This window comes from Limibacterium fermenti, assembly GCF_041902845.1.
In the GTDB taxonomy this organism is placed as follows: Bacteria; Bacteroidota; Bacteroidia; order Bacteroidales; family Dysgonomonadaceae; genus Limibacterium; species Limibacterium fermenti.
The window spans coordinates 901,998-927,005 of the sequence record NZ_CP159486.1; the positions used below are offsets into that span (position 1 = coordinate 901,998).

Sequence of the window (25,008 nt, forward strand, 5' to 3'; positions counted from 1 at the left end):
AATCTGCTAATTTGCTAATTTACTAATTTGCCAATTTACGCCATTGAATTTCCTTTTCGACCGAAACTTCGGTAGTCATCCGGCTCGATTTTTATGTCGGGTTCTTTCCACGATTCTTTTGCCGGACATTCGAATTGGATATACCGTATGTTCAAACCACGTGAAAGCCATTGTTGTTCATAGAAAGTTCGAATATTCAGTATCGGATCTTCTATTCCTGAGCCATACAGGTTGTCTGTATCAAAATGAACAGTCAGATTGTTTTCGGCAATCATCGCTTTGGTGTAAGTGTATAAAAACGGACTGTCTGTTTTCAGATGGATAATTCCGCCCGGAGCGAGGAGCGAACGGTACTTTTGCATGAAGCGGGTGCCGACGAGCCGTTTATTCACTTTATTCATCTGTGGGTCGGGAAAGGTGATCCATATCTCCGAGACTTCTCCTTCGGCAAAAAAGTAACGAATCAATTCGATACGGGTACGGATGAAAGCGACATTGGACAGGTTGTCGTTCAATGCTTCAGTCGCGCCTTTCCACATCCGTGCGCCCTTGATGTCGATGCCGATAAAATTCTTTTCCGGGTACATTTTTGCCAGACCGACCGTATATTCGCCTTTTCCGCAACCTAACTCAAGCACGATGGGATGATGGTTGCCGAAATACGTATGCCATTTTCCTTTTAACGGAAACACTTCTTGTTGCAAGGTATCAAAGGTGTATTGAAACACATTTTCATACGTTGCCATGTCGGCGAATCTCGATAGTTTGTTTTTAGCCATATATACCTGTTTCAATCCGTTTAGAATGTGCAAAAATACGAATTTAACTTTAACAATCCTAATCTCTCCGTCCCCCCTATCCAGGGCGTTGCTTTAAGCGATGGTCTTGGTGAGAAAGAGAAAAAAATATCTCCTAAAAAGAATACTGTATATATTAATTTCTTACCTTTGTCCAGTAAATCACCTTAAAAAACAGTTTTTATTATGAGGGTAGTTGACATAATGACACAACTCGAGGCTAAATATCCCGGACAGTCGGAATATTTGCAAGCAGTAGGGGAAGTTTTGACTTCCATAGAAGAAGTTTATAACGGACATCCTGAATTTGAAAAGGCACGTATTATCGAACAGTTGGTCGAACCCGACCGGATTTTCATCTTTAAAGTACCTTGGGTAGACGATTCCGGTGATGTGCATGTGAACACGGGTTATCGTGTGCAATTCAACAACGCGATTGGCCCGTATAAAGGAGGACTTCGCTTCCATCCTTCGGTTTCGCTTTCATCTTTAAAATTTCTGGGATTCGAACAAACGTTCAAGAACGCGCTTACATCGTTACCGATGGGAGGAGCTAAAGGAGGATCGGATTTTACGATTAAAGGCCGGTCGAATGCCGAAGTGATGCGTTTCTGCCAATCGTTTATGTTGGAATTGTGGCGAAATATCGGCCCGGATACCGATGTCCCGGCCGGAGATATCGGCGTGGGCGCCCGTGAAATCGGTTATATGTACGGGATGTACAAAAAACTGGCCAGGGAAAATACCGGCACGTTTACCGGTAAAGGATTGTCGTATGGCGGATCGCTTATCCGTCCCGAAGCTACCGGTTTCGGCGGATTGTATTTCGTGCATCAGATGTTGCAGGAGCACGGCATCGACATCAAAGGCAAAACAGTCGCGATTTCAGGCTTTGGAAACGTGGCTTGGGGAGCAGCTCTTAAAGCGACCGAACTGGGCGCGAAAGTGGTGACTATTTCCGGTCCCGATGGTTACATCTATGATCCGGAGGGTATCAGTGGAAAGAAAATCGATTATATGCTCGAGTTGCGCGCTTCGGGACAGGATATCGTGGAGCCGTATGCGGAAGAGTTCCCCAATGCGGAATTCTATGCGGATAAACGTCCTTGGGAACGGAAAGTCGATATCGCTTTGCCGTGTGCGATACAAAATGAATTGAACGCAGAAGATGCTCAGGCTTTGATGGATAATGATGTGACGTGTGTCGCCGAAATATCCAATATGGGTTGTACGGCGGAAGCTGTCGAATTATTCCTTCATCATAAGATGCTGTTCGCTCCCGGGAAAGCCGTGAATGCCGGAGGTGTAGCCACATCGGGATTGGAGATGACGCAAAATGCCATGCACTTGAATTGGTCGGAAGCCGAAGTGGATGAAAAGCTGCATTTTATCATGTCGAATATCCACAAACAGTGCGTTAAGTTCGGGACTGAAAAAGACGGATACATTAACTATGTGAAAGGCGCCAATATCGCCGGCTTCATGAAAGTGGCCGATGCCATGATGGCTCAGGGCGTTGTCTAATTAAACGTTTATTCGTAGATTCAGGACTTTAAAATAGATATCCGGGAAACAGATAAATTTAGTTTCCCGGATATATTTATTGAGACGGAGGCGTCCGAGCCTAACCCCGAGCTTACAAATAGGGAATTACTTTTTCTAAATGTACCGAATGCGATCCTTTCAGTAAGATATAGTGTCCGGTAAGAGGACGGTTTTGTAATTCTTCCATTAGTTCTTCAACCGTATTGAAGAAACCATAAATATGGGGGTCTTTTCCGTCATTTTTATAACGGTTGAAGACTTCTCCGACCAGATATATTTTATCGAGCGATGGATTGTCGATCAAATCCATTAAATCGGAGTGTTCTTTCTCACTGCTTTCTCCGAGTTCTTTCATTTCGCCCAATATGACCGCTTTCGGTAAGGAAGAAGGAATACCGTTAAAAAAATCAAGAGAAACCCGCATGCTCGTAGGATTGGCATTGTAAGCATCTACAATCAAGTCATTACGTTCAGTCCGTTCGAATTGAGAGCGATTGTTTTTCGGCTCATACTCCTGTAAAGCCTCGCTAATCAGTTCCGTGTTGATTCCGAAAAATTTTCCTACCGCTACGGCTGCCAATGCATTATCCAAGTTATACTCTCCTACCAGTTTTGTTTTAACCAGGTATGATTGGTCGAAAAAATTCCAGTTAAACTCAAGGAAAGGGTTGGCTTGATTCATGGCGCCTGATGCAAAAAGAGAAGGATCGTTTTTACCGTAAAGAATACGGTTCATTCCGTCGGACATTTCCAGTAAATACGCATTATCTTTGTTTACAAAAACTTTTCCATCGTGGTTGCGGATAAAGTCATACAATTCTCCTTTGGTTTTAATCACATTCTCGAAAGATCCGAAGCCTTCCAAATGCGCTTTTCCTACGTTGGTTATCAATCCGAAATCCGGTTCGACAATTTCGCATAGTTCCTTAATTTCACCGGGATGGTTGGCTCCCATTTCCACGATGCCTATTTCGTGGGAAGCGTTCATGGAGAGCAGGGTAAGCGGAACACCAATGTGATTGTTGAGATTTCCCTGCGTGTACGCCACTTTGAATTCCCGGGACAACGTTGTTGCAATCAGTTCTTTGGTGGTTGTTTTGCCGTTCGTTCCGGTAATCCCGATGATGGGGGTTTTCAGTTTGCGACGATGATAATTGGCTAATTTTTGCAAGCAAGCCAATACGTTATCGACCACGATCACATGGTCGTCGTGCGCATCATCTTCCCATTCGTCCACCACCGCATACGAACACCCTTTTTTCAGGGCAGCCGTAGCGAAAAGGTTTCCGTTAAACCGTTCCCCTTTCAGTGCAAAGAAAATCGAATCTTTCGGACAGACTCGCGAGTCGGTCGAAATACCCGGATGTTGCAAGAAAAGGTCGTATAATTCTTCTATAGTCATTGTCGGGGACCGTTACAATTTAAGCTTTCGGGCGATTCCCTTCGGCAACGAGTTTTTGTTCACAACCACATTCAAGGTTTTGTAACGCACAAACGCTTCCGAAGCATACCAGATGCCGTCGTTATTTCCGGCTTTACCCCATGAGTTCTTCACCAGATAATATTTGTTTCCGTTTTGATCTTTGGCGATACCGTATATCAGCATGCCGTGGTCGTCGGTGGTTTGGTAGTTATTAAATGATTCCTGACGCATCTCTTGAGAGATTTGTTTTTCCGCAAGCAGTTCTTTACCGATGCGGCCGCGAAGAGCTTCATCCCGTTCGCGGGGCGATAATCCGAGCCAGTGAGCCTGGTCGCTGCCGGCATTTTCCGCTGCTTTTTCATCGGGAATGATAGCCATCCCCGTCCGGGAAAACCCGATTTCGCTCACGTCCGAAGCCCATGCCACGGTATAACCCTGCATGATGGCATGATCGATTGCCTCTATCATTTCATCGATCGGGAGATTGTATGATTTTGCCCATCGCCAGTTATCGGGCACTTCAATGGCGAATGTCGTATAAAAAGGATGATGTGTGAAAGAAGATAATGAAACGAATAGGTCGCTTTTCAGCCCTAAATGCTCGGCAAACGATTGGGGCGTATATTGCTTCCCTTCGTAGGTGAATGTTTCGGGAACTTTACCCAGATACGTGTCGAGAATGGCGCTGAATCCCTCATACCATACGGGTGAGAGGCTTTTTGCGTTGACAATGCCATCCATATAACCCTTTAAAACTTTATCCATTTCGTTATGGTTGTGTTGTTCACTCCCATAGTTTAGGCCGTTGTAAGCCGTGTCCGGAATGAGGCCGTATTCATCGATTGTTTCTATAACGTCGGCGAACGATCCTCCCGCAGAGAAGTTCAGGCTACCATGCAGCCGTGCATATTTAGTGGCTTTATCTTCATAATTTCGGCGGACAATATACATTTCGGAGAGATCGTAAGTGCCTTTTCCCGTACGCAATAGTTCGGATTCGAGCAATCCTACGCCTGAAAAGCTCCAGCAAGTGCCGCTGTTCGCTTGGTTCTTAATGGGGGTAATCGCATTTTCTTTTATTACCTGAAACGTGTAAGCGTTCGTTTTGACTTGTGCGGCAACGGTCAGAGAGATTGTCAGCGCAACAAAAATAAAATAGAATTTTTTCATCTTTATTTGTTTATGGATATTCATGAATTTCTGTTCGTGATAGCCACACAAAGTTAGCTTAATTTGGCATATCCGGGATGTTTTTTGTCTCAATAATTATCTAAAAAAGTAAAAAAAGCTTACCTTTACATCCATAATTAAAAATAGAAACAGGATATGAATGATTTTAAACCAAAGAGAAAAAGGAGTAAAAAAGTACTGTGGTGGTTTCTCGGAATCCTGGTACTGGCGTTGTCTATTTTCTTTTATGTACGCTACTATTATGTGTTCGGTACGGGGGTGAAATCCGGAGAACTGAATTATTTAATCTACAAAGGGGTTGTATTCAAGACCTATGAAGGAAAGCTTATTCAAAGCGGTTTCAGAGCCGATAGACCAGGCGGATTACAGTCGAATCAGTTTGATTTTTCGGTCGAAAATGAAGAGATAGCTAAGCGCCTGATGATTTCCAGCGGAAAAGATGTCCAGTTGCACTATAAAGAATACTTTGCTCCCCTTCCCTGGCGCGGATATACCCGCTATATTGTAGATAGCATCATCACCATCGAAGAGTCTGTGCAGGAGCCTCCACTCGAAGAAGAGCTCACGCCCTACATCCTGGAAAGCATGTAATGGCCGCCAAAAAATATTATGTGGTATGGCGGGGAGCAACCCCCGGCGTTTATACTACTTGGGATGAATGTAAAGCGCAGGTGTCGGGATATGACGGTGCGCTATATAAGTCTTTCTCATCGCTTGAAACAGCCCGGAAAGCATTCTCAGGGAATCCGTGGAGGTACATCGGTTCTGCAAAGAATAATGTGTCAGGTAAAAAACTGTTGGCTGAAGGGGTTATCTCCGGAAGTCTGGCGGTCGATGCGGCTTGTAGCGGTAATCCGGGTAAGATGGAGTATCGCGGTGTGTGGGTCGACGATTATACGGAGGTGTTTCGTGTCGGTCCTTACGACGACGGAACGAATAATATAGGTGAGTTTCTGGCTATTGTGCATGCATTGGCTTTGTGTAAGAAAGAGAATAGGGCGGTTGCTATTTATTCCGACAGTGTGAATGCGATGAAGTGGGTAAAGAAGAAGAAATGCAATACGAAATTGCTGCAAACATCGGCTAATCGGCCTGTTTTTGAGTTGATAGAGCGGGCGGAAAAATGGCTGCAAGAAAATACGTACGTTAATCCCATCCTGAAATGGAATACGGAACATTGGGGCGAAAATCCGGCGGACTTCGGACGGAAATAAAAATTAGCCCATTAGCAGATTCGCTAATGAAGCTAATTTACTCATTTTCTTCTTCCTCTTTTTTGTAATGGTACGTCGGGGGAGTATGAAGGGTGGGGAATACCCGGTGCACATTCCGTGCAATGTGTTCCGAGAACGTTTCGACATCCATCTGAAGCGATTCAGCGGCTTGTATGTATACGTCACGGATATTCATTTCGTCTTCATCGGTTTCGCAAAAGAGCGAGTGTATAGGTATCAAAGGCATGGAGGCGGCGTTGATCGTGTCGCCGACGGAAAACAGGAAGCCTTCCTTGACGAGCCTTTTGGTGAGTTCCGGTTTACCCCGATAGCCGTGAATAATCCAAGGCTGTGAAGGAACCGTTTCGCGTTTGACGCGGATGAGTTCTTCCCATGCTTTTACACAATGGATAATAACCGGCTTGCGCAATTTTTCCGACAAAACGATATGTCTTTTAAAAACAGGGATTTGCACATCGAACGAAGGTCCTTTGAGCTTGTCCAAACCTGTTTCGCCGATGGCTACAATTCGCGGATCAGGAGCTATTTCGGTTAAATAAGCCATTTGTTGGTCGCTATCCTCTGAATACCACGGATGGATTCCGCAGGAAAAACTATGACGGGTATACGATTCTTTGGCGACTTCGAATTGAAGAGGATATACATCTAAGATACACGAGTGATAAGGGTCATCGCTATCTTCTAGAATAATTTGATGGGTATGAACGTCGTAAAGTATCATTTATTAAACTTTCTCTGCTTTCGTCTTGCCGGTCTTGGCTTTTGATTTCGGTTCGGGCACCGGATCGTATCCGGAACCTCCCCAAGGATTACAGCGCAAGATTCGTTTGGCCGACAAGTACGTTCCCTTGAAGGGGCCGTGCTTTTTTAATGCTTCTATCGTGTATTGCGAACACGTAGGGGTATACCGACAACTGGGCGGAAATAAAGGAGATATAACGGCTCGATAAAAATAAACCGGAAGCAATAACAATTGTGTGAACACATTTTTTAAAAACTTCATTCCTTTTGTTTCCTGTCTGTCAATAACCGTTCTTGTATATTTCTGACCGCTTTCTGCACACTTTTTTGTACGTCGGTAAATTCCGAGAGGTCATCTTTTACATATACAAAAGCGATATCCAAGTGAAGCCCGCCGGGGATTAAAAGGGGATCGAAAAGATGTTTGTTCAGCCTGTACGCTTCTCTGAGACGCCTTTTCATTTGATTTCTACCGACAGCCGATCGGATTCTCTTTTTTGGAATACTGACCATCATAGAGATCGGAGTCGACGCCGGGAAATCGGTTTCCACAAATATCACCCTGAACGGGTACGCAATAAAGGACTGTCCGTTGGCGAAGAGATTTTCGATTCTTTTCAAGCCCGTTACGCGTTCCTCCTTGTTAAAAGTAAAACGTTGTCCTTTGTTCATAGATCAATAGCATTCCACCGAAAGCAATTATGACAGCAAAGATAACTGTTTTTATCATCCATTGTTCGTATAACAGAATAAAAAATAAAGCCTTTTCGCTCCGTTTTGATTAAATTTAACGCTTTTGTTTTTTCGAAAGCTTATACATGCGCCTTGTGATTGTTTTCTAAGAAAGCTTCGAGCGCAGCCGCCATAGACGGATATTCGGGTTGCGGCGCTTTACAATCGAGTCGCAATCCGGCATCCTCAACCGCTTTTGCGGTGGTGTTGCCGAAACATCCGATGGCGATATCACCCTGCTCGAAATCGGGAAAATTTTTCAATAAAGATGCTACGCCGATAGGGCTGAAGAAAAGCATCATATCACAATCGAGTGTTTCCCCCTCTTCGAAGTCGTTGCTGACGGTGCGGTACATCACACTTTTGGTGTAATCGATCTTCTTTTCGTCGAGGAAGTTGGCAAATTCTTCATTGTGTTCTTCCGGGACGGGAAAGAGAAATTTCTCTTTGAGGTTTTTCGCGAAAGCGCCGTTCAGTCCTTCTATTTTCCGGGTAGGACTAAAAAATATTTTCCGTTTCCGGTAAACGATATATTTTTGAAGATATAGGGCTATCGATTCCGATATGCAGAAATATTTCATTGTATCGGGGATAGCGATTTTCAATTCTTCGCAAAGGGAAAAGAAATGATCGATTGCGGTCTTGGAGGTGAAGATGATTGCCGTGAAATCTAATATATTTATACGTTGCTGGCGGAATTCTTTGGATGTTAATCTTTCTACTTTGATGAAGGGACGAAAGATAACTTCCACATTAAATTTCTCCGCTATGTCGTAATATGGAGACTTTTCACTACTCGGTTTGGGTTGAGAAATTAGAATTTTCTTTACTTTCCGTACGTTCATAATGCAATGCTACCTATAATGTTTACAAGTGAAACAGCACCTTTATACAGGTATAAATATGGTACGAATTCCACGCCGCAAAGGTACGCAATAAAATATAGAAAACCTACTTTGTTTTTAACAAAAAAATATAACGTTTCGGCGATGATGACGATTCGCCCTATAAAAAAAATTATAATAAGTGAATGAAGCGCTAATTGATTGAACTCATGTAAATAAACCAAAACCAAAGCCGGTATAAAAACGATAACGCCCATGATTTCGATAAGGCGGAAATAGCGTTCGGCCCATTCATTGGTCGAATGTCCGTTGAGGAGGTATCCGAAGAGCCTGTAAAGAAGGTATTTGACGGCAAAGAATATTCCGATCGCCACAAAAAACACGAGGATGGAAAAATATTGATAACGGGCGGGAAAAGCCGATAGCCCGTTCTGTAATGAATACATAAACAGCACGATGGTACTTAACGTACCTGTTTGCAGTATTAAAAATATCTCCCCCCAGATTTCGCCGGTCGTTATTTGTTCTTTATAAATATACCGATTGTGTGACCTGGAGGAAAGTACGCTCTTGAAGCTGGCATATAAGGCCGATCCTTCTTTCCGCATCAAAAAAGCAGAAACGACGAAAAACGCCATAAAAATGAGGAAAAGAATGCCCGCCGTGGCATGTGATAACGGAAGGGGAATGCCTTCGTAGCCGCCGTTCATAGCGTAGGTTGCATGGGTGGCGAAATCGTTTCCCGAAAGCAGGCGTGTAGAATCGGCCCCTAACGGGGAACTGGTTCCGGGGAATTGAGGAAAAGCCGGAACGGTAGACGACGCAGGCACATCTTTTCTTAAAAAGAAAGACAAACTGTCTGCAACGGGCGTATATGGAATGTTTTGAAACACGTATAACGATGAATTTGCTGCAAATTTACAATTCTTTTTTGGGATATTTGGAAATTGAGGTATCCCAGGCAGGTATTTTTTGCAGTACCTCGACCGCTTCTTCGGGGGAGGCCGCTACAAACCATAGATCGCGATAGAGGGAAGGCATGAATTGCTCCCGGATCATCTTTTCGAAGAAATCGAGCAGGGGAGTGTAATATCCGTCGATGTTTAGAATGACGATGGGGTTTTTGTACAGGCCCAATTGCTTCCAGGTAATGAGTTCGGCGAGCTCTTCGAGGGTGCCCATTCCGCCGGGCAGGGCGATGGCGGCGTCGGCCATTCCGGCCATTTTCGATTTGCGGATGTGCATGGTTTCGGTAACCTGCAATTCGCTCAGGCGGGAGTGACACCAACCCGAATCGACCATGAAACGGGGAATGATGCCGATGGCTTGTCCGCCATGTTGAAGGACGGCATCGTTCACGGCGCCCATCAGTCCTTGCTTGCCGGCACCGGTGATGCAGGTGATGTGCTTTTCGGCCAGCAGTTGGCCGAGACGCGTGGCGGCATCGGTATACCGTTTATCGATATAAGAACTTGACGCGCAGTAGACCACTACGCGAAACGGAGAGGAAGGAGTAGAAGAGGATTCCATTTTTTTCGGATAATAATTGTATGGATACCGAGGGTGTCCGCTTCAAGTGACGCCCTCGGTAAAGTTACACATCCCGTCTGACGGGAAGACGTCGTTACAAGCCGAAAGCTTTTTTGATTCTTTCGACCTGATCGAGTTTTTCCCAAGTAAACAGTTCGACTTGTTTTACAACGGGTTCGGGCATATAGCGCGAGGCAAACGTTTTGGTAACCGTCTGCGGTTGCCGGCCGAAGTGTCCGTAGGAAGCCGTTTCCAAATAAATAGGATTGCGTAGTTTCAGCAGGTCTTCAATCGCCTTGGGGCGCAGATCGAAAAGCTCTTTCACTTTGGCTGCAATAGCCCCGTCGGAGAGGGAGACGTTGCTTTTTCCGAACGTGTTTACATAGACATTCATGGGTTGCGCCACGCCGATGGCATAAGCGACCTGAATGAGTATCTCGGGGGCCACGCCGGCGGCAACGAGGTTCTTGGCGATGTAGCGCGCCATATAAGCGGCCGAACGGTCGACTTTCGACGGGTCTTTCCCCGAAAAGGCGCCTCCGCCGTGCAAAGCTTTTCCGCCGTAGGTGTCGACGATAATCTTTCGCCCGGTAAGTCCCGTGTCGCCATGCGGACCGCCGATAACGAATTTGCCGGTAGGGTTGACGTAGTACTTGATGTCGTCGCTGAAAAGGGCATATACATCCTTGCGCTGTTTATACTTTTCTCGGACGCGCGGGATGAGGATTTCGATGACATCGCGGCGAATTTTGTCCTGTATGGCCAGGTCGGCTTCAGCTTGTGCACGGGGAGAGTTGTCGGCGGGAGCGATAAAATCGTCGTGCTGCGTGGAAAGGACGATGGTGTCGATGCCCAGGGGCGTGCCGTCTTCGGAATATTCGATGGTGACCTGCGACTTGGAGTCGGGACGGAGGTAAGGCATGAGGTTCGATTCGTTTTTGCGGATGGATGCCAGTTCGCGCAACAAAGTGTGGCTCAAGTCGAGCGGCAGCGGTATGTAATTATCCGTTTCGTTGGTGGCATAGCCGAACATCATCCCCTGGTCGCCGGCCCCCTGGTCGAGCGGATCGATTTTGCCGTCGACACCCCGGTTGATGTCTTCCGACTGTTCGTGGATGCTCGAAAATACGCCGCAGGAACGGGCTTCGAATTGATATTCGCTTTTAGTATAGCCGATGCCGGCGATGATGTCGCGCGCCACTTCGGCCACATCCACATAAGCTTTGGATTTCACTTCACCGGCCAGCACCACTTGCCCGGTGGTGACTAATGTTTCGCAAGCGACCTTAGAGTTGGAATCGTAGGCTAGAAACCAGTCGAGTAAGGCATCCGATATTTGGTCGGCCACTTTGTCGGGATGTCCTTCCGATACCGACTCGGATGTAAATAAATAGTTCATATATAGGTTGTTTTGTTAATGATGAATGTATCATAAACAAAGGACGATCGAAACCGGAGCAAGGAAAGAAAAGGAATGCGGAAGCAGTCGTTTTAGCATTTTTTTCGGTGGTTGCAAGCAGTCAAATCTGTCCACGAGTTTATGTTGAGTGCAAAGGTAAAGGATACGGGCGAGAAAAAAGCCGTAAAACAGTTAAAATGTCTTATAATCGTGGAGCGACCGTTTGGAAGGCGTGTAAATTCGTATTTTTGTATGAAAAAGTTTTTCCGGTCTATCTGTTTTCTGGGATTTGACCGATAAAGAAGAGCGGGGACTGTTTGATCCGTTAGACGGCATGTAGCCGGCTAACAATAATGTATGTGTTCTATGAAGTTTGATCGAAATTGGTTTTACGTGTTTGTTTTTTGTGTGCTCCTTTCGAGTAACATGCAGGCTCAGGATATGGCTTATCCTATTGAAGGCGATGGCGTTTATTCGTTTTTGCGCCGCTGGAACAGGGTCGATACATCGTATGTGCGCGAATTCACCGACCTGAATACCGGCCGGTTCAACGACCGGGGCGGATTGGAACTGGGAACGGTGTATCTGATACCGCTGTTACATCCCGGCGATGTGTATCCGCCGCTGGAGCCGGTTTATCAACCGGTCGACGTATCGATATTCGGAAAAGCCTATCAGGATATCTCCGTCCGGTCCCAACGGCTTAAGAATGCCTGCTTTTATATTATAGGCGGGCATGGAGGCCCCGATCCGGGAGCGGTGGCGCGAGTGGACGGGCGTGAGTTGCACGAAGACGAATATGCCTATGACATCGCCTTGCGCCTTGCCCGTAACCTGATGATGGAAGGGGCGACCGTGTATGTCATCATTCAAGATCCGGACGATGGTATCCGGGACGATCGTTATCTGAATAACCGTTATAACGAGACGTGCATGGGCGACCCTATCCCGAAAAATCAACTCGATCGCCTGCGCCAACGGGTGAATAAGGTGAACGGCTTATATGAACGCGATCAAAACAAATTCGATTATTTCCGCACCATCGAACTGCATGTCGACAGCCGTAACCAGGGCAAACGCCTCGACGTGTTTTTTTATCATTCCGACAACCGGCATGCTCAAACGCTGGCCACGGGCATGCGCGATTTGTTCCGTATGAAGTATGATACGCATCAGCCGGGGCGCGGTTTCGGCGGTTTCGTGGAATATCGGGGATTGTATACGTTGCGTAATTTGAAAGTGCCTTCGTTATTGATTGAAGTAGGAAACATTCAGAATGAGTCCGACCGCCGCCGGATTGTGTTGAACAATAATCGGCAAGCGCTTGCCAACTGGATGTCGCAGGCGTGTGTGGAAGATTTTGAAAAGTCGAAGTGGTAATCGCTCCGAAAGGGGCTTCGGAAGAAGATTTTTGTGGAGATGAAGACGAGACGCGGTATATTCTGCGTGAATTTGTTTTACATCTGGATTTATCCTAACTTTGTCGTTGATAAACAGAGCGAAGGATTATGGATAAGGAAGTAAAAAATAAAATCGAATATATGATTGCCTGTATTTCTGAATTTGCCGATCGGTATGGCCTTTCTTCGCGGCAGGCATTCAGTTATTTGTATTTTTATAAAGGCATCGCATTTCTGGATAATAGTTACGAAGCCGAACACCAGTTTTCGATAGAAGATGCCGTGGATGATGTGACGGATTACTGTAAACGTCAAGGAGGGGCTTTGGCATGAAATTGTATCACGGATCGAACATGCGGATCGATACAATCGATTTGTCTAAATCCAAACCACATAAAGATTTCGGACAAGGATTTTATCTCTCCGACAATGAAGAGCAGGCATGGGCAATGGCATCGCAGAAAGTAATACAAACAGAAGTCGGAACAGAAACCCTCAATGTATATGAATTTGACGAAAAAAATCTCACTGCCGGCCGTTTGCATGTCTTGCGATTTGATGAATATACGAAAGAATGGGCCGAATTTGTCGTGGCTAACAGAAACCGGACCAACAGAAAATTTGTTCATGATTATGATATAGTTATTGGCCCGATTGCCGATGATAAAGTAGGGGTGCAGATTCGCTTATACAATGAAAACTATATTGATATGAGTATTTTACTCAAACGGTTGAAATATATAAAAGGAATAACCTTGCAATATTTTTTTGGTACGCAACGGGCTATTCAAACATTGAAAAGAATATGACGGATAAACAGTTTTTGATAGAAGCAATCACCAAAGACTTGATTGAATATTTGATGGAAGACTATCGGCTTAGTTTGCCGGAAGCTTTTCACAAGCTTTACCATTCCGACACATATTCCAAGTTGCTTGATGAGCGTTCGGGGCTATATCTGCAAAGTTCCGGTTATGTGTACGATTTTTTGCATCATGAAATTAAAACCGGAAAAACAGGTTAGTCAGGCGGAAAATAACGACCTTAGGCATGGAAATTATCCATCAGTATCCGGAAAAGAATATCCATGAGTGCAGAGAAATCTTCATTCCGGCTATTGATGCGGAATTCAGATGGGGAATCGAGACTCCTGCCAATAAATTAACAAAATTTGCACCGATATAGTTGGTGTAAACGAGTTATTTTCAGGAAAAAAGAAGTAAATTTGGGCATTTATTACAATAAAAAGAAATGGGACAATATTTGGCATTGGGTTTGGCGCACACGATGAGTATTTCTCTTGATGAAATACGCAAACAAGAGATTTCAAACGAAGAACTGCGGCAAGGGATTGAACGGGAACTGCTATTTGATCTAAACTTGTATGATGAGGCGGAGGCGGACGAAGAATTTTTGTTCACTTTAAAAGGACAGTCGCTCGAAAAGGGTTTGATACCGTTTTTAGAGGTATTGTACCCCATTCTTTACAGAAGAAAAGATGAAAAGGAATACCTCTCCCTTCTGAAGCAACTCCGTGAAATGCCGTCTGCGAGATGGTTGGATTTGGCAGAAGAGAAAAACAACGCTGCTTTTCAATATGATCGGTTCGCCGGATATGATTACATCACTATTCCGAAAGCTTTTTATCCGAGTATTCGTATCGATTTTAACTGTTTTCTTTTTTACATTGGATATGGAAAAATCATAACGGAAGGAATAGCCGATTTTCTCTATTTCTTCAAGTATTGCATCTATAAAACCTTTAAGGATCATCCTCTCGTAAGATCCGTCCGGGTATATATAACCGGCTAAATAGATTCCGCTGCTTGAAATGATACTAAAAGATGAAACGATTAGAGACCTATTTATCAGATATTGTTGTATTATGTAAAAAGCATAAAGTGAAATCTTTATATGCTTTCGGATCCGTCCTGAACGAAGGGCTTCATCCTGAAAGCGATATTGATTTCATCGTCGGTTTTCTGTTTATTGGTTCTTCATCAGGCCTTTCAGCGGATGGATAAGGATAGCTGCTCTCAGAAGATTAAAACAAGATATCTCTCGGGGGAATATCGCTCAGGAAAGATGAAACGAATAACCTCCGTCATTTTTTTAAATACGATACGAAGATGGCAAAAACTCCGGATAAAGGCAAGATAGACCGGGACGAATATCTCGATATGCGGTACATGTACTACAAATTGCGGAAGTATTTTCCCGATGATTTAAAAGAAAAAGGGGACTGGATCATGGATTTTTTCCATGCCCGAGTCGAAATTATCCAGCCTGCAAAGTATGACCTACAGGATGCGCTCATTGAACATACGAAGAGGCAATATCCCCAACTCGATGTTGCCGGGAAACCTTATCTCGACGAATGCATCGATGAGATCGCGTTGATGGCCGCTGATTTCCTCGCGGCCGATCTCTACGAAGAACTCAAGAATATCCGCGAAGGAAAACCGTATTACATGCCGGAAAAATTTGCAGATCATGTCGCGTTTTTCTGTCGTCCGCGCATCCCGAAATTGGAAAACGGCGATAACTACAGAGTCTCGAAATCGGGTAAAATAACCGAAGAGATGATACAACAGTGGGTCAAAGAGGATAATGACGATGAAATAGCTTACTGTAACGAAGTCAACGGCCGGAAATCGGCATTTATCGAAACCGTGCAACCCATCCTGTTCAAGCATTTCAAAGAAGGGCTCGATGAGTTGGACGTTGACGGATGGAACCGCTACGGCATCGTCGTCGGAAATGCTTTCGAACTTTATTCCGACGACTGCCGCGATTTGGCCGGTTATCTCGAAGACGGATTGCTCGACGTACATCCCGGCTTGGACTTTCATCGTTTCGCCCTCAAAACAGATAAAGAGCAAAGGGAGGCTTATAAACTTTCCGGGGGTAAAAAATAAGCCGGCAAATTATTCGATAAAAACAGAAGCAAAAAGATGAAAACAATAGACAATGCCCGGTTTGATAGAGAGCGATTCCGCCGGAACAAATACGAGTACGGCGAAATACGGGATGCTTTTCCCGAAAAAATTCAGGAACTGCTGGATTCGAGTTTCGAACTGCTAAGCCCTTTTATCGAGATTATCGACCCCGCAAGAAGCGAGTTGCGGGAGGCTCTTATCGAACATACCCTAAAGCAATATCCCGAACTCGATGTGCCCGGAAAGCCTGGGTTGACACGGTATATCATAGATATTGCCGATATGGCTGCCAATTCGATCGCTTCGGATATCTTCCGGGAACTCCAACATATTTCCGAAGGACAACCGTATAATCCTCCGGAAAAATACGAGAGATATGTGACGTTTTACGCCCGCCCGCGTGTGCCGAAACTTAAAACGAAGGAAGATTTCCGTTTTTTGAAGGATATCCCCGATGAGGTGTTGACGCAATGGGTGGAAGAAGATAATCAGGAAGAAATAGAGGCCTGCGAGTATCTTAACGGCTTGAAATCAGCTTTTATAGAAGTCGTCCAACCCACCCTGTTCAAATATTTCAAGGCTTCGCTCGACGAGTTGGATGCCGAAGGATGGAACCGTTATGGAATAGCCGTCGGAGCTGCTTTTGAATGTTATCGCGAGGATTGCGACGATTTGTGTTATTATCTCGAAAAAGGTTGTCTCGACGAGGATTCCGGCTTGGATTTTTATCATTTCGCCATACAAATGCAACACGAACAAAATGAGAAGTACATGTCTCCTGCAAACAAGTGAATTATCTTTACGTAGTTCCGCAATGAGTTCTGTACGGAAGTATGAATATTACGAAGAATAAATCCTTCGAGCGCGAAACAATCTTATCAAAAAATCCGTTCATAAGAAAGTCTTGAATTTTATAAATCGACCGGATAATGACTGAAAAAGAAAAATGTTTGCAAGGGCTTTTGTATAACGCAAACTATGACGAAGAATTATTAAGAGAAAGAGCGGTTTGCAAAGATCGTTGTCTCGAGTATAACCAAACAAAAAGTTCGGATATAAAGCGGAGAAAGGAATTACTAAAACAACTCGTCCCGAATTCCAAAGAAAATATCTCCATAGAACCTCCTTTTTGGTGTGATTATGGCTATAACATCGAATTCGGAAATACTATTTTTGTCAATCACAACCTTGTGATATTGGATGAAGCAAAAGTAACCTTAGGCGATAACATTTTTATCGGTCCTAATTGTAGCTTTTATACGGCAGTCCATCCGCTCGATGCCGCTCAAAGGAACGAAGGCCTTGAATACGCCCGCCCGATTTCCATCGGCAACAATGTCTGGTTGGGAGGAAATGTGGTCGTTCTCCCCGGAGTGAATATCGGTGATCATTCGGTTATAGGCGCGGGGAGTGTCGTTACGAAAGATATTCCGGCGAATGTCGTTGCCTTCGGAAATCCTTGTAAAGTGATAAGACAAATCGAACAGAAGAACACTCCGGACATTTCTCAATGAAGATTTTGCCGGGTGATAATCAGAGAATACTTAACGGTTTAATTAAATAGATTCAAAATGAAAGAAACAAGATTTTTATTCATGGTATTATTGTTATTGGGTGTTTGCATCACACTAAATGCGAATGATTTAACGAAGTCCGTTCAAGGAGTTTGGACGGTGAGAGTTGTAGGAGCGCCTTATGGTTATCAGGATTATCAGGTGACGGTAAAGCAAGTCGAAGGAAAATCCTTTGCCGACGTCAAGAGTTCGGCTTTGAATTTGAAGGATCAGGAATTGAAAGAAGTCGATGGCAAACTGACGACGACCGTGGATGTCGGTGAGAGTGTCCATGTCGTGATCTGGAAGGAGAAAGGCCGGATAAAAGGTACGGCCGATACGTCTATGGGCAAATTACCGATAGAATTCAGCCGTCCGGAAGTAAAATGACATCGTTCATGAGCAACCGGGGAAGAGATATCTTAACCGGTTGCTTTTACAACACGTTCATTTCCTTCAATACCTTTTCGAGATTGACCCTTTCGGTGAAATGAATCGTTTGGAAGCCCATTTGCCGGGCCGTCTCGATGTTGCGGGCATTGTCGTCGATAAAAAGCGACTCGCTTGCATTCAGATTGTACCGGTCTAAAAGCACTTGATAAAGCCGGGGATCGGGTTTGGCGACTTTTTCCTCTCCCGACACCACGATCCCTTTCAGATACCGAAAAAAGTCATATCGTTTAAACGCAACCGGAATCATTTCACTCGACCAGTTCGTGAGGCCGTATACGGGATATTTCTCACTCAACGGCTTCACTAAGCGGACGTTTTCCTCTATTTCGCCTCCCAGCATTTTTTCCCACCGGTCGTAAAACAGGGTAATCTGCTCGCGGTATTCCGGATGTTCCGCTTGTAACAGAGCCGTCGCTTCGGCTAACGGGCGGCCGGCATCCTGTTGAATGTTCCACTCCGGAGAACAGATTTCCCGAAGAAAATATTCCATCTCCTCCTTGCTTTTAAACACATTATGATATAAGTAAAGCGGGTTCCAATCGATGAGAACACCTCCGAAATCGAAGATAATGTTTTTTAATTCCTGCATGATCTGTTTTTTATGCCCAAAAATACATGATTTGCTTTCAACATCGTTCGTTTTTGTGCAAGATATCTTTAATAAATCTTTATTTATTGTTAAAATCAGGCGAAAGAGATCGTCCGTTCATCCAAATTCATTACTTTTACCACATCAAAAAGTCAACGATTCGTTCAAATCCCGATAGTTAAAGTAATATTGTGTATAAAAAAATCGCCATACTTATCTTTACGGTAGTAGCTTTCGCTTCTTGCGGAACGAGCAAGAAGGCGGCCACCGCCAAGAAGGGATCATTCGGTTTACAGAATGAAATTATCGATTACGGTAAGAAGTATATCGGTAAACCTTACCGGTATGCGGGTAAAGGACCCAATTCATTCGACTGTTCCGGCTTCACTTCTTATGTTTTCCGGAAATTCGGATATACACTCAGTCCGAGTTCTTCCGGACAAGACCGGCAAGTACCTTCTATCCGTCGTAAAAAAGATCTGACCAAGGGCGATTTGGTTTTCTTCGAAGGCCGCCGGCACAACGGAAATGTGGGGCATGTCGGCATCGTTACGGAAACAAGAGGCAACGGCGAGTTCAAATTCATCCATGCCTCCACCCAATACGGAGTCATTGTCTCCTCGTCGGAAGAAGCTTATTATGCTTCCCGGTATTTGCGGGGAGGAAGGATATTGGACGACCGGACCCTCGCGGCGTATGAACGGAAAGAGAAGGATAAGGAACCCTCGTCCGCGCCGTCGGCCAAGGAAAGAAAACCGATGGACGATCCGAAAAAGATGACTGTATTTACACCTGCTGCGGCCGATCAACATGCCGTTGCGGCCGTTTCTCCCGTTTCAGATGCGCCACGCTCCGCCGATGCTTCCGAGCCGGTTATCCTGGTACAAACGGATCCCCTTAAAAACGAACAGGCCGCCCACCGTAAAAAGCCGATTGAAACCCCTCCCGATACGATTGTCGCGATCGTCAAACAAGCGGTCATTCGAGATGATTCGACTCTCCCGAAGCCTGCCGAACAATCGATTCCGGATCATGAGCCCGGCGCTTTTTTGTCGCATGAGGTGAAAATGGGCGAGACTCTTTACTCTATTTCGCGACACTATCGATGTACCATAGACCAGTTGCGAATGTGGAACCCGCAACTGGGCGCGGTCTTGCAAGCCGGACAAACACTGCGCATCGCACAATAAAACGTTATTTGCCCGATTGGCGTTTTTTCCTTACTTTTGCGCTCTTGAGTGCGCTCCGAAAATTCAGCGTTGATATTTACACAGAGTTACGCGGAGGTTTCACAGAGAACGCAGAGAAAACAACTCTGTGACGCCTTCCGCGCTTCTCTGTGTAATCCTCTTTTCGGAGGAAACACACTCTCACAAAAAAAAACTGAGAAACTGTTTAAATTTCTTGCGAAAGGCTTTAATTAAACGATTCTTCGCGATTCAAAAAGAATTATTTTTTAGCAGTGTTCTTTCTTGTTTTGGCGATAATAGCGGGCTGTTTGAGCCAAATAAGAGGAAGAAGAATACAAAAAAGAAACTTTTTGAAGGCGAAAGAAATTTAAACAGATTCTAAATTTTATAACTTATGATAACGACAGACCAACTTAAAGATGTGTTGGAGCGCGAGCATGCGCTGAGGGGATATCTTTGACATCGATGCAAAGACTATCCAATTGGAAGAAGAAGAATTAAGAACGCAATCGCCCGAATTTTGGAATGATGCCAAGACGGCGGAGGCACAAATGAAGGTCGTCCGCGAACTGAAGGGCTGGATCAAGTCGTATAACGAAGTGAAATCGGCAGCCGAGGAATTGCAATTGGCGTTCGATTTTGTCAAAGAAGGAATCGTTTCCGAAGAGGAAGTCGATCAAGCATACGCCCGTGCGGTGCGGTTGATCGAAGACCTGGAGATGAAAAATATGCTTCGCCGCGAGGAAGATCAATTGGGAGCGGTGCTGAAAGTGAATGCCGGCGCGGGTGGAACCGAAAGCCAGGATTGGGCGTCGATGCTTTTCCGCATGTATCAGCGTTGGTGCGAAAGCAAAGGGTACAAGACCACCATTACGAACTGGCAGGATGGCGACGATGCCGGCATCAAGACCGCTACGTTGCAAGTGGAAGGCGACATGGCATACGGTTTCCTGAAAAGCGAGAACGGTGTGCATCGCCTGGTGCGCGTGTCGCCGTACAACGCCCAAGGCAAACGCATGACCTCTTTCGCATCGGTGTTCGTGGTGCCTCTGGTCGACGATACCATCGAGATCGAGATCAATCCGGCCAATTTGAGTTGGGATACATTCCGGTCATCGGGTGCGGGCGGACAGAACGTCAATAAGGTGGAAACCGGCGTGCGGCTGCATTATATGTATAAGGATCCCGATACGGGCGAGGAGCAGGAGATCGTGATAGAAAATACCGAGAGCCGCTCACAGATGGGCAACCGGGAGAACGCTATGCGTTTGCTGCGCTCGCAATTGTATGATATCGAACTCGAAAAGCGTCGTGTGGCGCAGGCGCAGGTCGAGGCGGGAAAGAAGAAGATCGAGTGGGGGTCGCAGATCCGCAGTTATGTTTTCGATGACCGCCGCGTAAAGGATCACCGCACCAATTATCAAACGTCGGACGTGACGGGAGTCATGAACGGCGATATTGACGACTTTATCAAGGCTTACCTGATGGAATTCGGAGGGGAGAATTGAGACGGGGAGACAGGGAGACGGGGAGACAGGGAGACAGGGAGACAGGTAGACAGGTAGACAGGGAGACAAAGGGACAGAGAGACAGGGAGACAAGGTGACGAGGAGACCCGGAGACCGGGACTGACGACCGGCGACCGGCGACTGAAGACTGGAGACCGGAGACTGGAGACCGGAGACTGGAGACCGGAGACTGGAGACAGATTATTTAAAGATTGAATAGGGAATCATTCATGGATATATTCGGTATACTGCGCCAACGTATCCTCATCCTCGACGGGGCGATGGGTACGATGATACAACGATACAAGCTTCAGGAAGAGGCGTATCGCGGCGAACGCTTTAAAAATGTGGAAACGTTGCAGAAAGGCAATAACGACTTGCTTTCGCTCACGCGCCCTGATGTCATCGATGCCATTCATCGCGAATACCTCGAGGCGGGCGCCGACATTATCGAAACCAACACGTTCAATTCTACGACCATTTCCATGCAGGATTACCAAATGGGACATCTGGTGCGGGAAATCAATCTCGCTTCGGCTCGATTGGCGCGCCGTGCGGCGGACGACTTTACCGCCCGCACGCCCGACAAGCCGCGGTTTGTAGCCGGCTCGATCGGGCCGACGAACAAGACCGCCTCGATGAGTCCCGATGTCGAAAACCCCATGTACCGGGCCGCCGTGTTCGACGATTTTAAGGTGGCGTATAAAGAGCAGATCGAAGCATTGGTGGAGGGCGGCGTGGATTTCCTGCTCATCGAAACCATTTTCGATACGCTCAACGCCAAAGCGGCGATCTTCGCCGCCGAGGAAGTGGCCGCCGAAACGGGAAAAGAAACGCCTATCATCCTGTCGGTGACATTGTCGGATAAAGCCGGCCGCACGCTGTCGGGGCAGACGCTGGAAGCGTTTGTTGCATCGGTGAGCCACGCCAAGCCGTTAGCCATCGGGCTGAACTGCTCGTTCGGCGCATCGGATATGAAGCCTTATGTAAAGGAGTTGGGGCGTATTTCGCCATTCTTCGTAAGCGCTTATCCCAATGCCGGACTGCCGAACCAGTTGGGCGAATACGACGAGACGCCCGACGTGATGGCGCCTCAAATTAAAGAGTTCATCGACGAAGGATTGGTGAATATCATCGGGGGATGCTGCGGCACCACGCCCGACCACATCGCCCGCTACGCCGAGTTGGTGCCGGGCAAAAAGCCCCATGTCCCGCCGGCTCCGGCGCCTTACCTTCGCTTAGCCGGGCTGGAAGAACTGAAGGTGACGCCCGAACTCAATTTCCTGAATATCGGCGAACGGTGCAACGTGGCCGGCTCGCGCCGCTTCCTGCGCCTTATCCGCGAAAAGAATTACGAAAAAGCCCTCGAAATTGCCCGCAAACAGGTGGACGACGGCGCGCAGGTCATCGATGTGAATATGGATGAAGGACTGCTCGACGGCGCCCGAGAAATGACCAACTTCCTGAACCTGCTTGCGTCCGATCCCGATGTGGCGCGCGTTCCGGTGATGATCGACTCTTCGAAATGGGAGGTGCTCGAAGCCGGATTGAAATGCACGCAGGGCAAGAGCATCGTCAATTCGATTTCCCTGAAGAACGGAGAGGCTGAATTTCTCCGTCATGCCGAACTGGTGCAGCGCTACGGGGCGGCCGTCATCGTGATGGCTTTCGACGAAACGGGGCAGGCGGCGAGTTACGAGCGGCGCCTTGAAATATGCAGCCGCGCCTATCGCCTGCTGACCGGCAACGGTTTCGATCCGCAGGACATCATCTTCGACCCCAACATTCTCGCCATCGCCACCGGTATGGACGAGCACCGCCATTATGCCGTCGATTTTATCGAAGCGGTCGTATGGATTAAGGCGAACCTTCCGGGCGCGAAGGTGAGCGGCGGGGTGAGCAACTTGTCGTTTTCGTTCCGGGGAAACGATTATATCCGCGAGGTGATGCATTCGGTGTTTCTCTACCACGCTATCCGCGCCGGAATGGACATGGGAATCGTCAATCCCGCCCAATCGGTGATTTATGAAGATATTCCCGCCGATGTGAAAGAGCTGGCGGAGGATGTGGTGCTCGACCGCCGCGACGATGCCGCCGAACGCATGATGGAATACGCCGAGCGCGTGAAGAACGAGAAGAATCTCGAGCCCGAGCACGAAAAAGTGCAGGAATGGCGCAGCCTGCCGTTGGACGAACGGTTGAGTTATGCGCTGGTGAAAGGCATCGGCGATTTTATGGAGGAAGATATCACGGAGGCGCTGGCCACCTATCCGCGCGCAGTGGATATTATCGACAAGCCGTTGATGTCGGGCATGAACCGTGTGGGCGACCTCTTCGGCTCGGGGAAGATGTTCCTGCCGCAGGTGGTAAAGGCCGCCCGTACGATGAAAAAGGCGGTGGCCGTCCTGCAACCGACCCTCGAGGCCGAGAAAGCGTCGTCGCCCGATGTGCGCAAAGCCGGCAAAATTATACTGGCTACCGTGAAAGGAGATGTGCACGATATCGGCAAGAATATCGTATCGATTGTCCTCGCGTGCAACAACTATGAAATTGTGGACTTAGGCGTGATGGTTCCGCCCGAAAAGATTATCGAGGCGGTGCGGCGCGAAAAGCCTGACATTGTGGGCCTCAGCGGACTTATAACGCCTTCGCTCGAAGAGATGAGCATCGTGGCCAACGAGATGGAAAAAGCCGGATTCCATATTCCGCTGCTTATCGGCGGCGCCACCACCTCGAAATTGCATACGGCGCTGAAAATCGATCCGAAGTACGACAACGGCTCGGTGGTGTATGTGAAGGATGCTTCGCAAAGCCCCGCCGCTGTGGCGAAACTGCTCAATCCCGAAACGTCGGTGGGCTATTGCGCCTCGGTGCGCGAAGAATACCGCGTGCTGCGGGAAAGCGCCTTGGAGAAGAAAATCGATTTGGTGTCGTTGGAAGAAGCGCGGCGCAATCCGTTCCGTATCGATTGGGAGCGCTTTACGCCGGCTCCGCCGCTCACAACCGGACGGCAGGTGTTGCCGCATATCGATGTGAAGGAGATTATTCCCTATATCGACTGGAAATTCTTCTTCCATAGCTGGAAGATTTCGGCCAAGTTTGCCAGCCTCAGCACCATTCACGATTGCGAACATTGCCGCGCCCAATGGTATGCCTCGTTTCGCGACGAGGAACGGGCTAAAGCGCGCGAAGCCGCCAAACTCTACGACGATGCCCGTGAGTTTCTGGGCAAGTTGGCGAAAAGCAACGCCGGCTACATCCGTGCGGTTTACGGAATCTACGAAGCGTATAGCGAAAACGATACGGTGTTTATCGACGGGAAGGCATTCCCGATGCTTCGCCAGCAAAAAAGAACCGATAAAAACGAATACGTGTGCCTGAGCGATTTCATCGCCCCCGCTTCGTCCGGCAAAACAGACTATATCGGGGCGTTTGCCGTTACCGGGGGAGCCGGAGCCGACCCGCTGCTGAAGATGTACGAAGACGAAGGCGACGAATATGCCTCTTTGCTGGTCAAATCGCTGCTCGACCGCCTTGCCGAAGCCGCTACCGAATGGCTGCATGCCCGCATGCGGCGCGAATATTGGGGATATGCGGCGGACGAAAACCTGACCATCGCGGAAATGCTTTCCGTGAAATATCAAGGCATCCGTCCGGCGGTAGGATATCCGTCCATTCCCGATCAATCGGCCAATTTCCTGCTGCATGACCTCATCGACTCAAAGGAGATCGGCATTTCGCTCACCGAAAACGGCGTGATGTTCCCCAACGCTTCGGTAAGCGGATTCTTTTTCGGACATCCTTTGTCGAAATACTTCGCCATCGGGCCCATATCGGAAGCGCAGATGGAAGATTATGCCTTGCGGCGGGGTGTCCCGGTGCAAGATATCCGCAAGTTCTTACTCGCCAACCTGCCATAAATAATTAGCAAATTAGCG

At 47.0% G+C, this 25,008-nt stretch carries 27 protein-coding genes; 16 read left to right on the forward strand and 11 right to left on the reverse strand.

Going from position 1 to position 25,008, the window contains the following annotated elements; genetic code table 11:
• Positions 1 to 35 precede the first annotated feature (35 nt).
• Entirely contained in the window at positions 36 to 779 is a 744-nt protein-coding gene (gene trmB / locus ABNK31_RS04060) for a tRNA (guanosine(46)-N7)-methyltransferase TrmB (protein ID WP_418894446.1), read from the reverse strand.
• A 204-nt stretch (positions 780 to 983) separates the two neighbouring features.
• Between trmB and gdhA the strand changes: the two genes are divergently transcribed.
• Positions 984 to 2,321 carry an NADP-specific glutamate dehydrogenase gene (gdhA, locus tag ABNK31_RS04065; RefSeq protein WP_418894447.1) on the forward strand — a complete coding sequence of 446 codons (1,338 nt, stop codon included), beginning with the start codon at positions 984 to 986 and terminating at the stop codon, positions 2,319 to 2,321.
• A 112-nt stretch (positions 2,322 to 2,433) separates the two neighbouring features.
• On the opposite strand, the gene ABNK31_RS04070 is transcribed toward gdhA, so the two are convergent.
• A complete protein-coding gene (locus ABNK31_RS04070; protein ID WP_418894448.1) occupies positions 2,434 to 3,744 on the reverse strand; it encodes a UDP-N-acetylmuramoyl-tripeptide--D-alanyl-D-alanine ligase in 1,311 nt (436 codons plus the stop codon).
• A 12-nt stretch (positions 3,745 to 3,756) separates the two neighbouring features.
• Positions 3,757 to 4,935 (reverse strand): aminopeptidase C, encoded by a 1,179-nt coding sequence (locus tag ABNK31_RS04075; RefSeq protein WP_418894449.1) that lies wholly within the window; start codon positions 4,933 to 4,935, stop codon positions 3,757 to 3,759.
• 156 nt (positions 4,936 to 5,091) lie between these two features.
• Here ABNK31_RS04075 and ABNK31_RS04080 point away from each other — a divergent pair, with 156 nt between their 5' ends.
• Together ABNK31_RS04080 and ABNK31_RS04085 are read left to right on the forward strand one after the other, a co-directional pair.
• On the forward strand, positions 5,092 to 5,547 hold the full coding sequence (locus ABNK31_RS04080; protein ID WP_418894450.1) for a hypothetical protein: 456 nt from the start codon (positions 5,092 to 5,094) through the stop codon (positions 5,545 to 5,547).
• Positions 5,547 to 6,170: a viroplasmin family protein gene (locus ABNK31_RS04085; protein WP_418894451.1), complete on the forward strand. Its 624-nt coding sequence runs from the start codon at positions 5,547 to 5,549 to the stop codon at positions 6,168 to 6,170. Before ABNK31_RS04080 ends, ABNK31_RS04085 begins: the two co-directional genes overlap by 1 nt.
• A 37-nt stretch (positions 6,171 to 6,207) precedes the next feature.
• Here the strand turns inward: ABNK31_RS04085 and ABNK31_RS04090 are convergent, their stop codons facing one another.
• The 7 genes from ABNK31_RS04090 to metK all read right to left on the reverse strand — a co-directional run bounded on the left by ABNK31_RS04090 (position 6,208) and on the right by metK (position 11,438).
• The gene (locus tag ABNK31_RS04090) at positions 6,208 to 6,912 is read right to left on the reverse strand and encodes a TatD family hydrolase (protein WP_418894452.1); all 705 of its coding nucleotides are present in this window, start codon (positions 6,910 to 6,912) and stop codon (positions 6,208 to 6,210) included.
• 3 nt (positions 6,913 to 6,915) lie between these two features.
• Positions 6,916 to 7,194: a membrane protein insertion efficiency factor YidD gene (gene yidD, locus ABNK31_RS04095; protein WP_418894453.1), complete on the reverse strand. Its 279-nt coding sequence runs from the start codon at positions 7,192 to 7,194 to the stop codon at positions 6,916 to 6,918.
• A complete protein-coding gene (locus tag ABNK31_RS04100; protein WP_418894454.1) occupies positions 7,191 to 7,604 on the reverse strand; it encodes a ribonuclease P protein component in 414 nt (137 codons plus the stop codon). Before ABNK31_RS04100 ends, yidD begins: the two co-directional genes overlap by 4 nt.
• 140 nt (positions 7,605 to 7,744) lie before the next feature.
• On the reverse strand, positions 7,745 to 8,509 hold the full coding sequence (locus tag ABNK31_RS04105; protein ID WP_418894455.1) for a uroporphyrinogen-III synthase: 765 nt from the start codon (positions 8,507 to 8,509) through the stop codon (positions 7,745 to 7,747).
• On the reverse strand, positions 8,506 to 9,402 hold the full coding sequence (locus ABNK31_RS04110) for a DUF4271 domain-containing protein (protein ID WP_418894456.1): 897 nt from the start codon (positions 9,400 to 9,402) through the stop codon (positions 8,506 to 8,508). The genes ABNK31_RS04105 and ABNK31_RS04110 overlap by 4 nt, the downstream gene beginning before the upstream one ends.
• Before the next feature lie 25 nt (positions 9,403 to 9,427).
• Positions 9,428 to 10,039 carry a TIGR00730 family Rossman fold protein gene (locus ABNK31_RS04115; RefSeq protein ID WP_418894457.1) on the reverse strand — a complete coding sequence of 204 codons (612 nt, stop codon included), beginning with the start codon at positions 10,037 to 10,039 and terminating at the stop codon, positions 9,428 to 9,430.
• A 94-nt stretch (positions 10,040 to 10,133) separates the two neighbouring features.
• Positions 10,134 to 11,438, reverse strand: a complete 1,305-nt coding sequence (metK, locus tag ABNK31_RS04120; protein ID WP_418894458.1) for a methionine adenosyltransferase — start codon at positions 11,436 to 11,438, stop codon at positions 10,134 to 10,136.
• 366 nt (positions 11,439 to 11,804) lie between these two features.
• On the opposite strand from metK, the gene ABNK31_RS04125 reads away from it, so the two are divergent.
• From ABNK31_RS04125 to ABNK31_RS04170, 10 genes are all read left to right on the forward strand, one after another.
• On the forward strand, positions 11,805 to 12,818 hold the full coding sequence (locus ABNK31_RS04125; RefSeq protein ID WP_418894459.1) for an N-acetylmuramoyl-L-alanine amidase family protein: 1,014 nt from the start codon (positions 11,805 to 11,807) through the stop codon (positions 12,816 to 12,818).
• Positions 12,819 to 12,946: 128 nt separating this feature from the next.
• Positions 12,947 to 13,171: a DUF3791 domain-containing protein gene (locus tag ABNK31_RS04130; protein ID WP_418894460.1), complete on the forward strand. Its 225-nt coding sequence runs from the start codon at positions 12,947 to 12,949 to the stop codon at positions 13,169 to 13,171.
• Positions 13,168 to 13,647, forward strand: coding sequence for a DUF3990 domain-containing protein (locus ABNK31_RS04135; protein WP_418894461.1), 480 nt, complete (start codon positions 13,168 to 13,170; stop codon positions 13,645 to 13,647). Before ABNK31_RS04130 ends, ABNK31_RS04135 begins: the two co-directional genes overlap by 4 nt.
• A complete protein-coding gene (locus tag ABNK31_RS04140; RefSeq protein ID WP_418894462.1) occupies positions 13,644 to 13,862 on the forward strand; it encodes a hypothetical protein in 219 nt (72 codons plus the stop codon). The genes ABNK31_RS04135 and ABNK31_RS04140 overlap by 4 nt, the downstream gene beginning before the upstream one ends.
• A gap of 227 nt (positions 13,863 to 14,089) precedes the next feature.
• Entirely contained in the window at positions 14,090 to 14,650 is a 561-nt protein-coding gene (locus tag ABNK31_RS04145) for a hypothetical protein (protein ID WP_418894463.1), read from the forward strand.
• A 32-nt stretch (positions 14,651 to 14,682) separates the two neighbouring features.
• On the forward strand, positions 14,683 to 14,862 hold the full coding sequence (locus ABNK31_RS04150) for a nucleotidyltransferase domain-containing protein (RefSeq protein WP_418894464.1): 180 nt from the start codon (positions 14,683 to 14,685) through the stop codon (positions 14,860 to 14,862).
• Between the two features lie 105 nt (positions 14,863 to 14,967).
• Positions 14,968 to 15,756, forward strand: coding sequence for a hypothetical protein (locus ABNK31_RS04155; protein WP_418894465.1), 789 nt, complete (start codon positions 14,968 to 14,970; stop codon positions 15,754 to 15,756).
• A gap of 36 nt (positions 15,757 to 15,792) precedes the next feature.
• Entirely contained in the window at positions 15,793 to 16,569 is a 777-nt protein-coding gene (locus ABNK31_RS04160; protein WP_418894466.1) for a hypothetical protein, read from the forward strand.
• A 137-nt stretch (positions 16,570 to 16,706) separates the two neighbouring features.
• Entirely contained in the window at positions 16,707 to 17,291 is a 585-nt protein-coding gene (locus tag ABNK31_RS04165) for a sugar O-acetyltransferase (protein ID WP_418894467.1), read from the forward strand.
• A 57-nt stretch (positions 17,292 to 17,348) separates the two neighbouring features.
• Complete coding sequence (locus ABNK31_RS04170; protein ID WP_418894468.1) at positions 17,349 to 17,720, forward strand: hypothetical protein; 372 nt, start codon at positions 17,349 to 17,351, stop codon at positions 17,718 to 17,720.
• A 46-nt stretch (positions 17,721 to 17,766) separates the two neighbouring features.
• Here the strand turns inward: ABNK31_RS04170 and ABNK31_RS04175 are convergent, their stop codons facing one another.
• The gene (locus ABNK31_RS04175; protein WP_418894469.1) at positions 17,767 to 18,372 is read right to left on the reverse strand and encodes an HAD family hydrolase; all 606 of its coding nucleotides are present in this window, start codon (positions 18,370 to 18,372) and stop codon (positions 17,767 to 17,769) included.
• Positions 18,373 to 18,563: 191 nt separating this feature from the next.
• Between ABNK31_RS04175 and ABNK31_RS04180 the strand changes: the two genes are divergently transcribed.
• The 3 genes from ABNK31_RS04180 (at position 18,564) to metH (ending at position 24,990) form a co-directional block, all read left to right on the forward strand.
• Entirely contained in the window at positions 18,564 to 19,562 is a 999-nt protein-coding gene (locus ABNK31_RS04180) for a C40 family peptidase (RefSeq protein ID WP_418894470.1), read from the forward strand.
• A gap of 394 nt (positions 19,563 to 19,956) precedes the next feature.
• Positions 19,957 to 21,070 (forward strand): peptide chain release factor 2 gene (gene prfB, locus ABNK31_RS04185; protein ID WP_418894471.1). Its coding sequence is split into 2 segments (ribosomal slippage): positions 19,957 to 20,019 and positions 20,021 to 21,070, totalling 1,113 coding nucleotides; the frame shifts between segments, so codons are not numbered across the junction.
• 230 nt (positions 21,071 to 21,300) lie between these two features.
• Positions 21,301 to 24,990 carry a methionine synthase gene (metH, locus tag ABNK31_RS04190; RefSeq protein WP_418894472.1) on the forward strand — a complete coding sequence of 1,230 codons (3,690 nt, stop codon included), beginning with the start codon at positions 21,301 to 21,303 and terminating at the stop codon, positions 24,988 to 24,990.
• Positions 24,991 to 25,008: the final 18 nt, after the last annotated feature.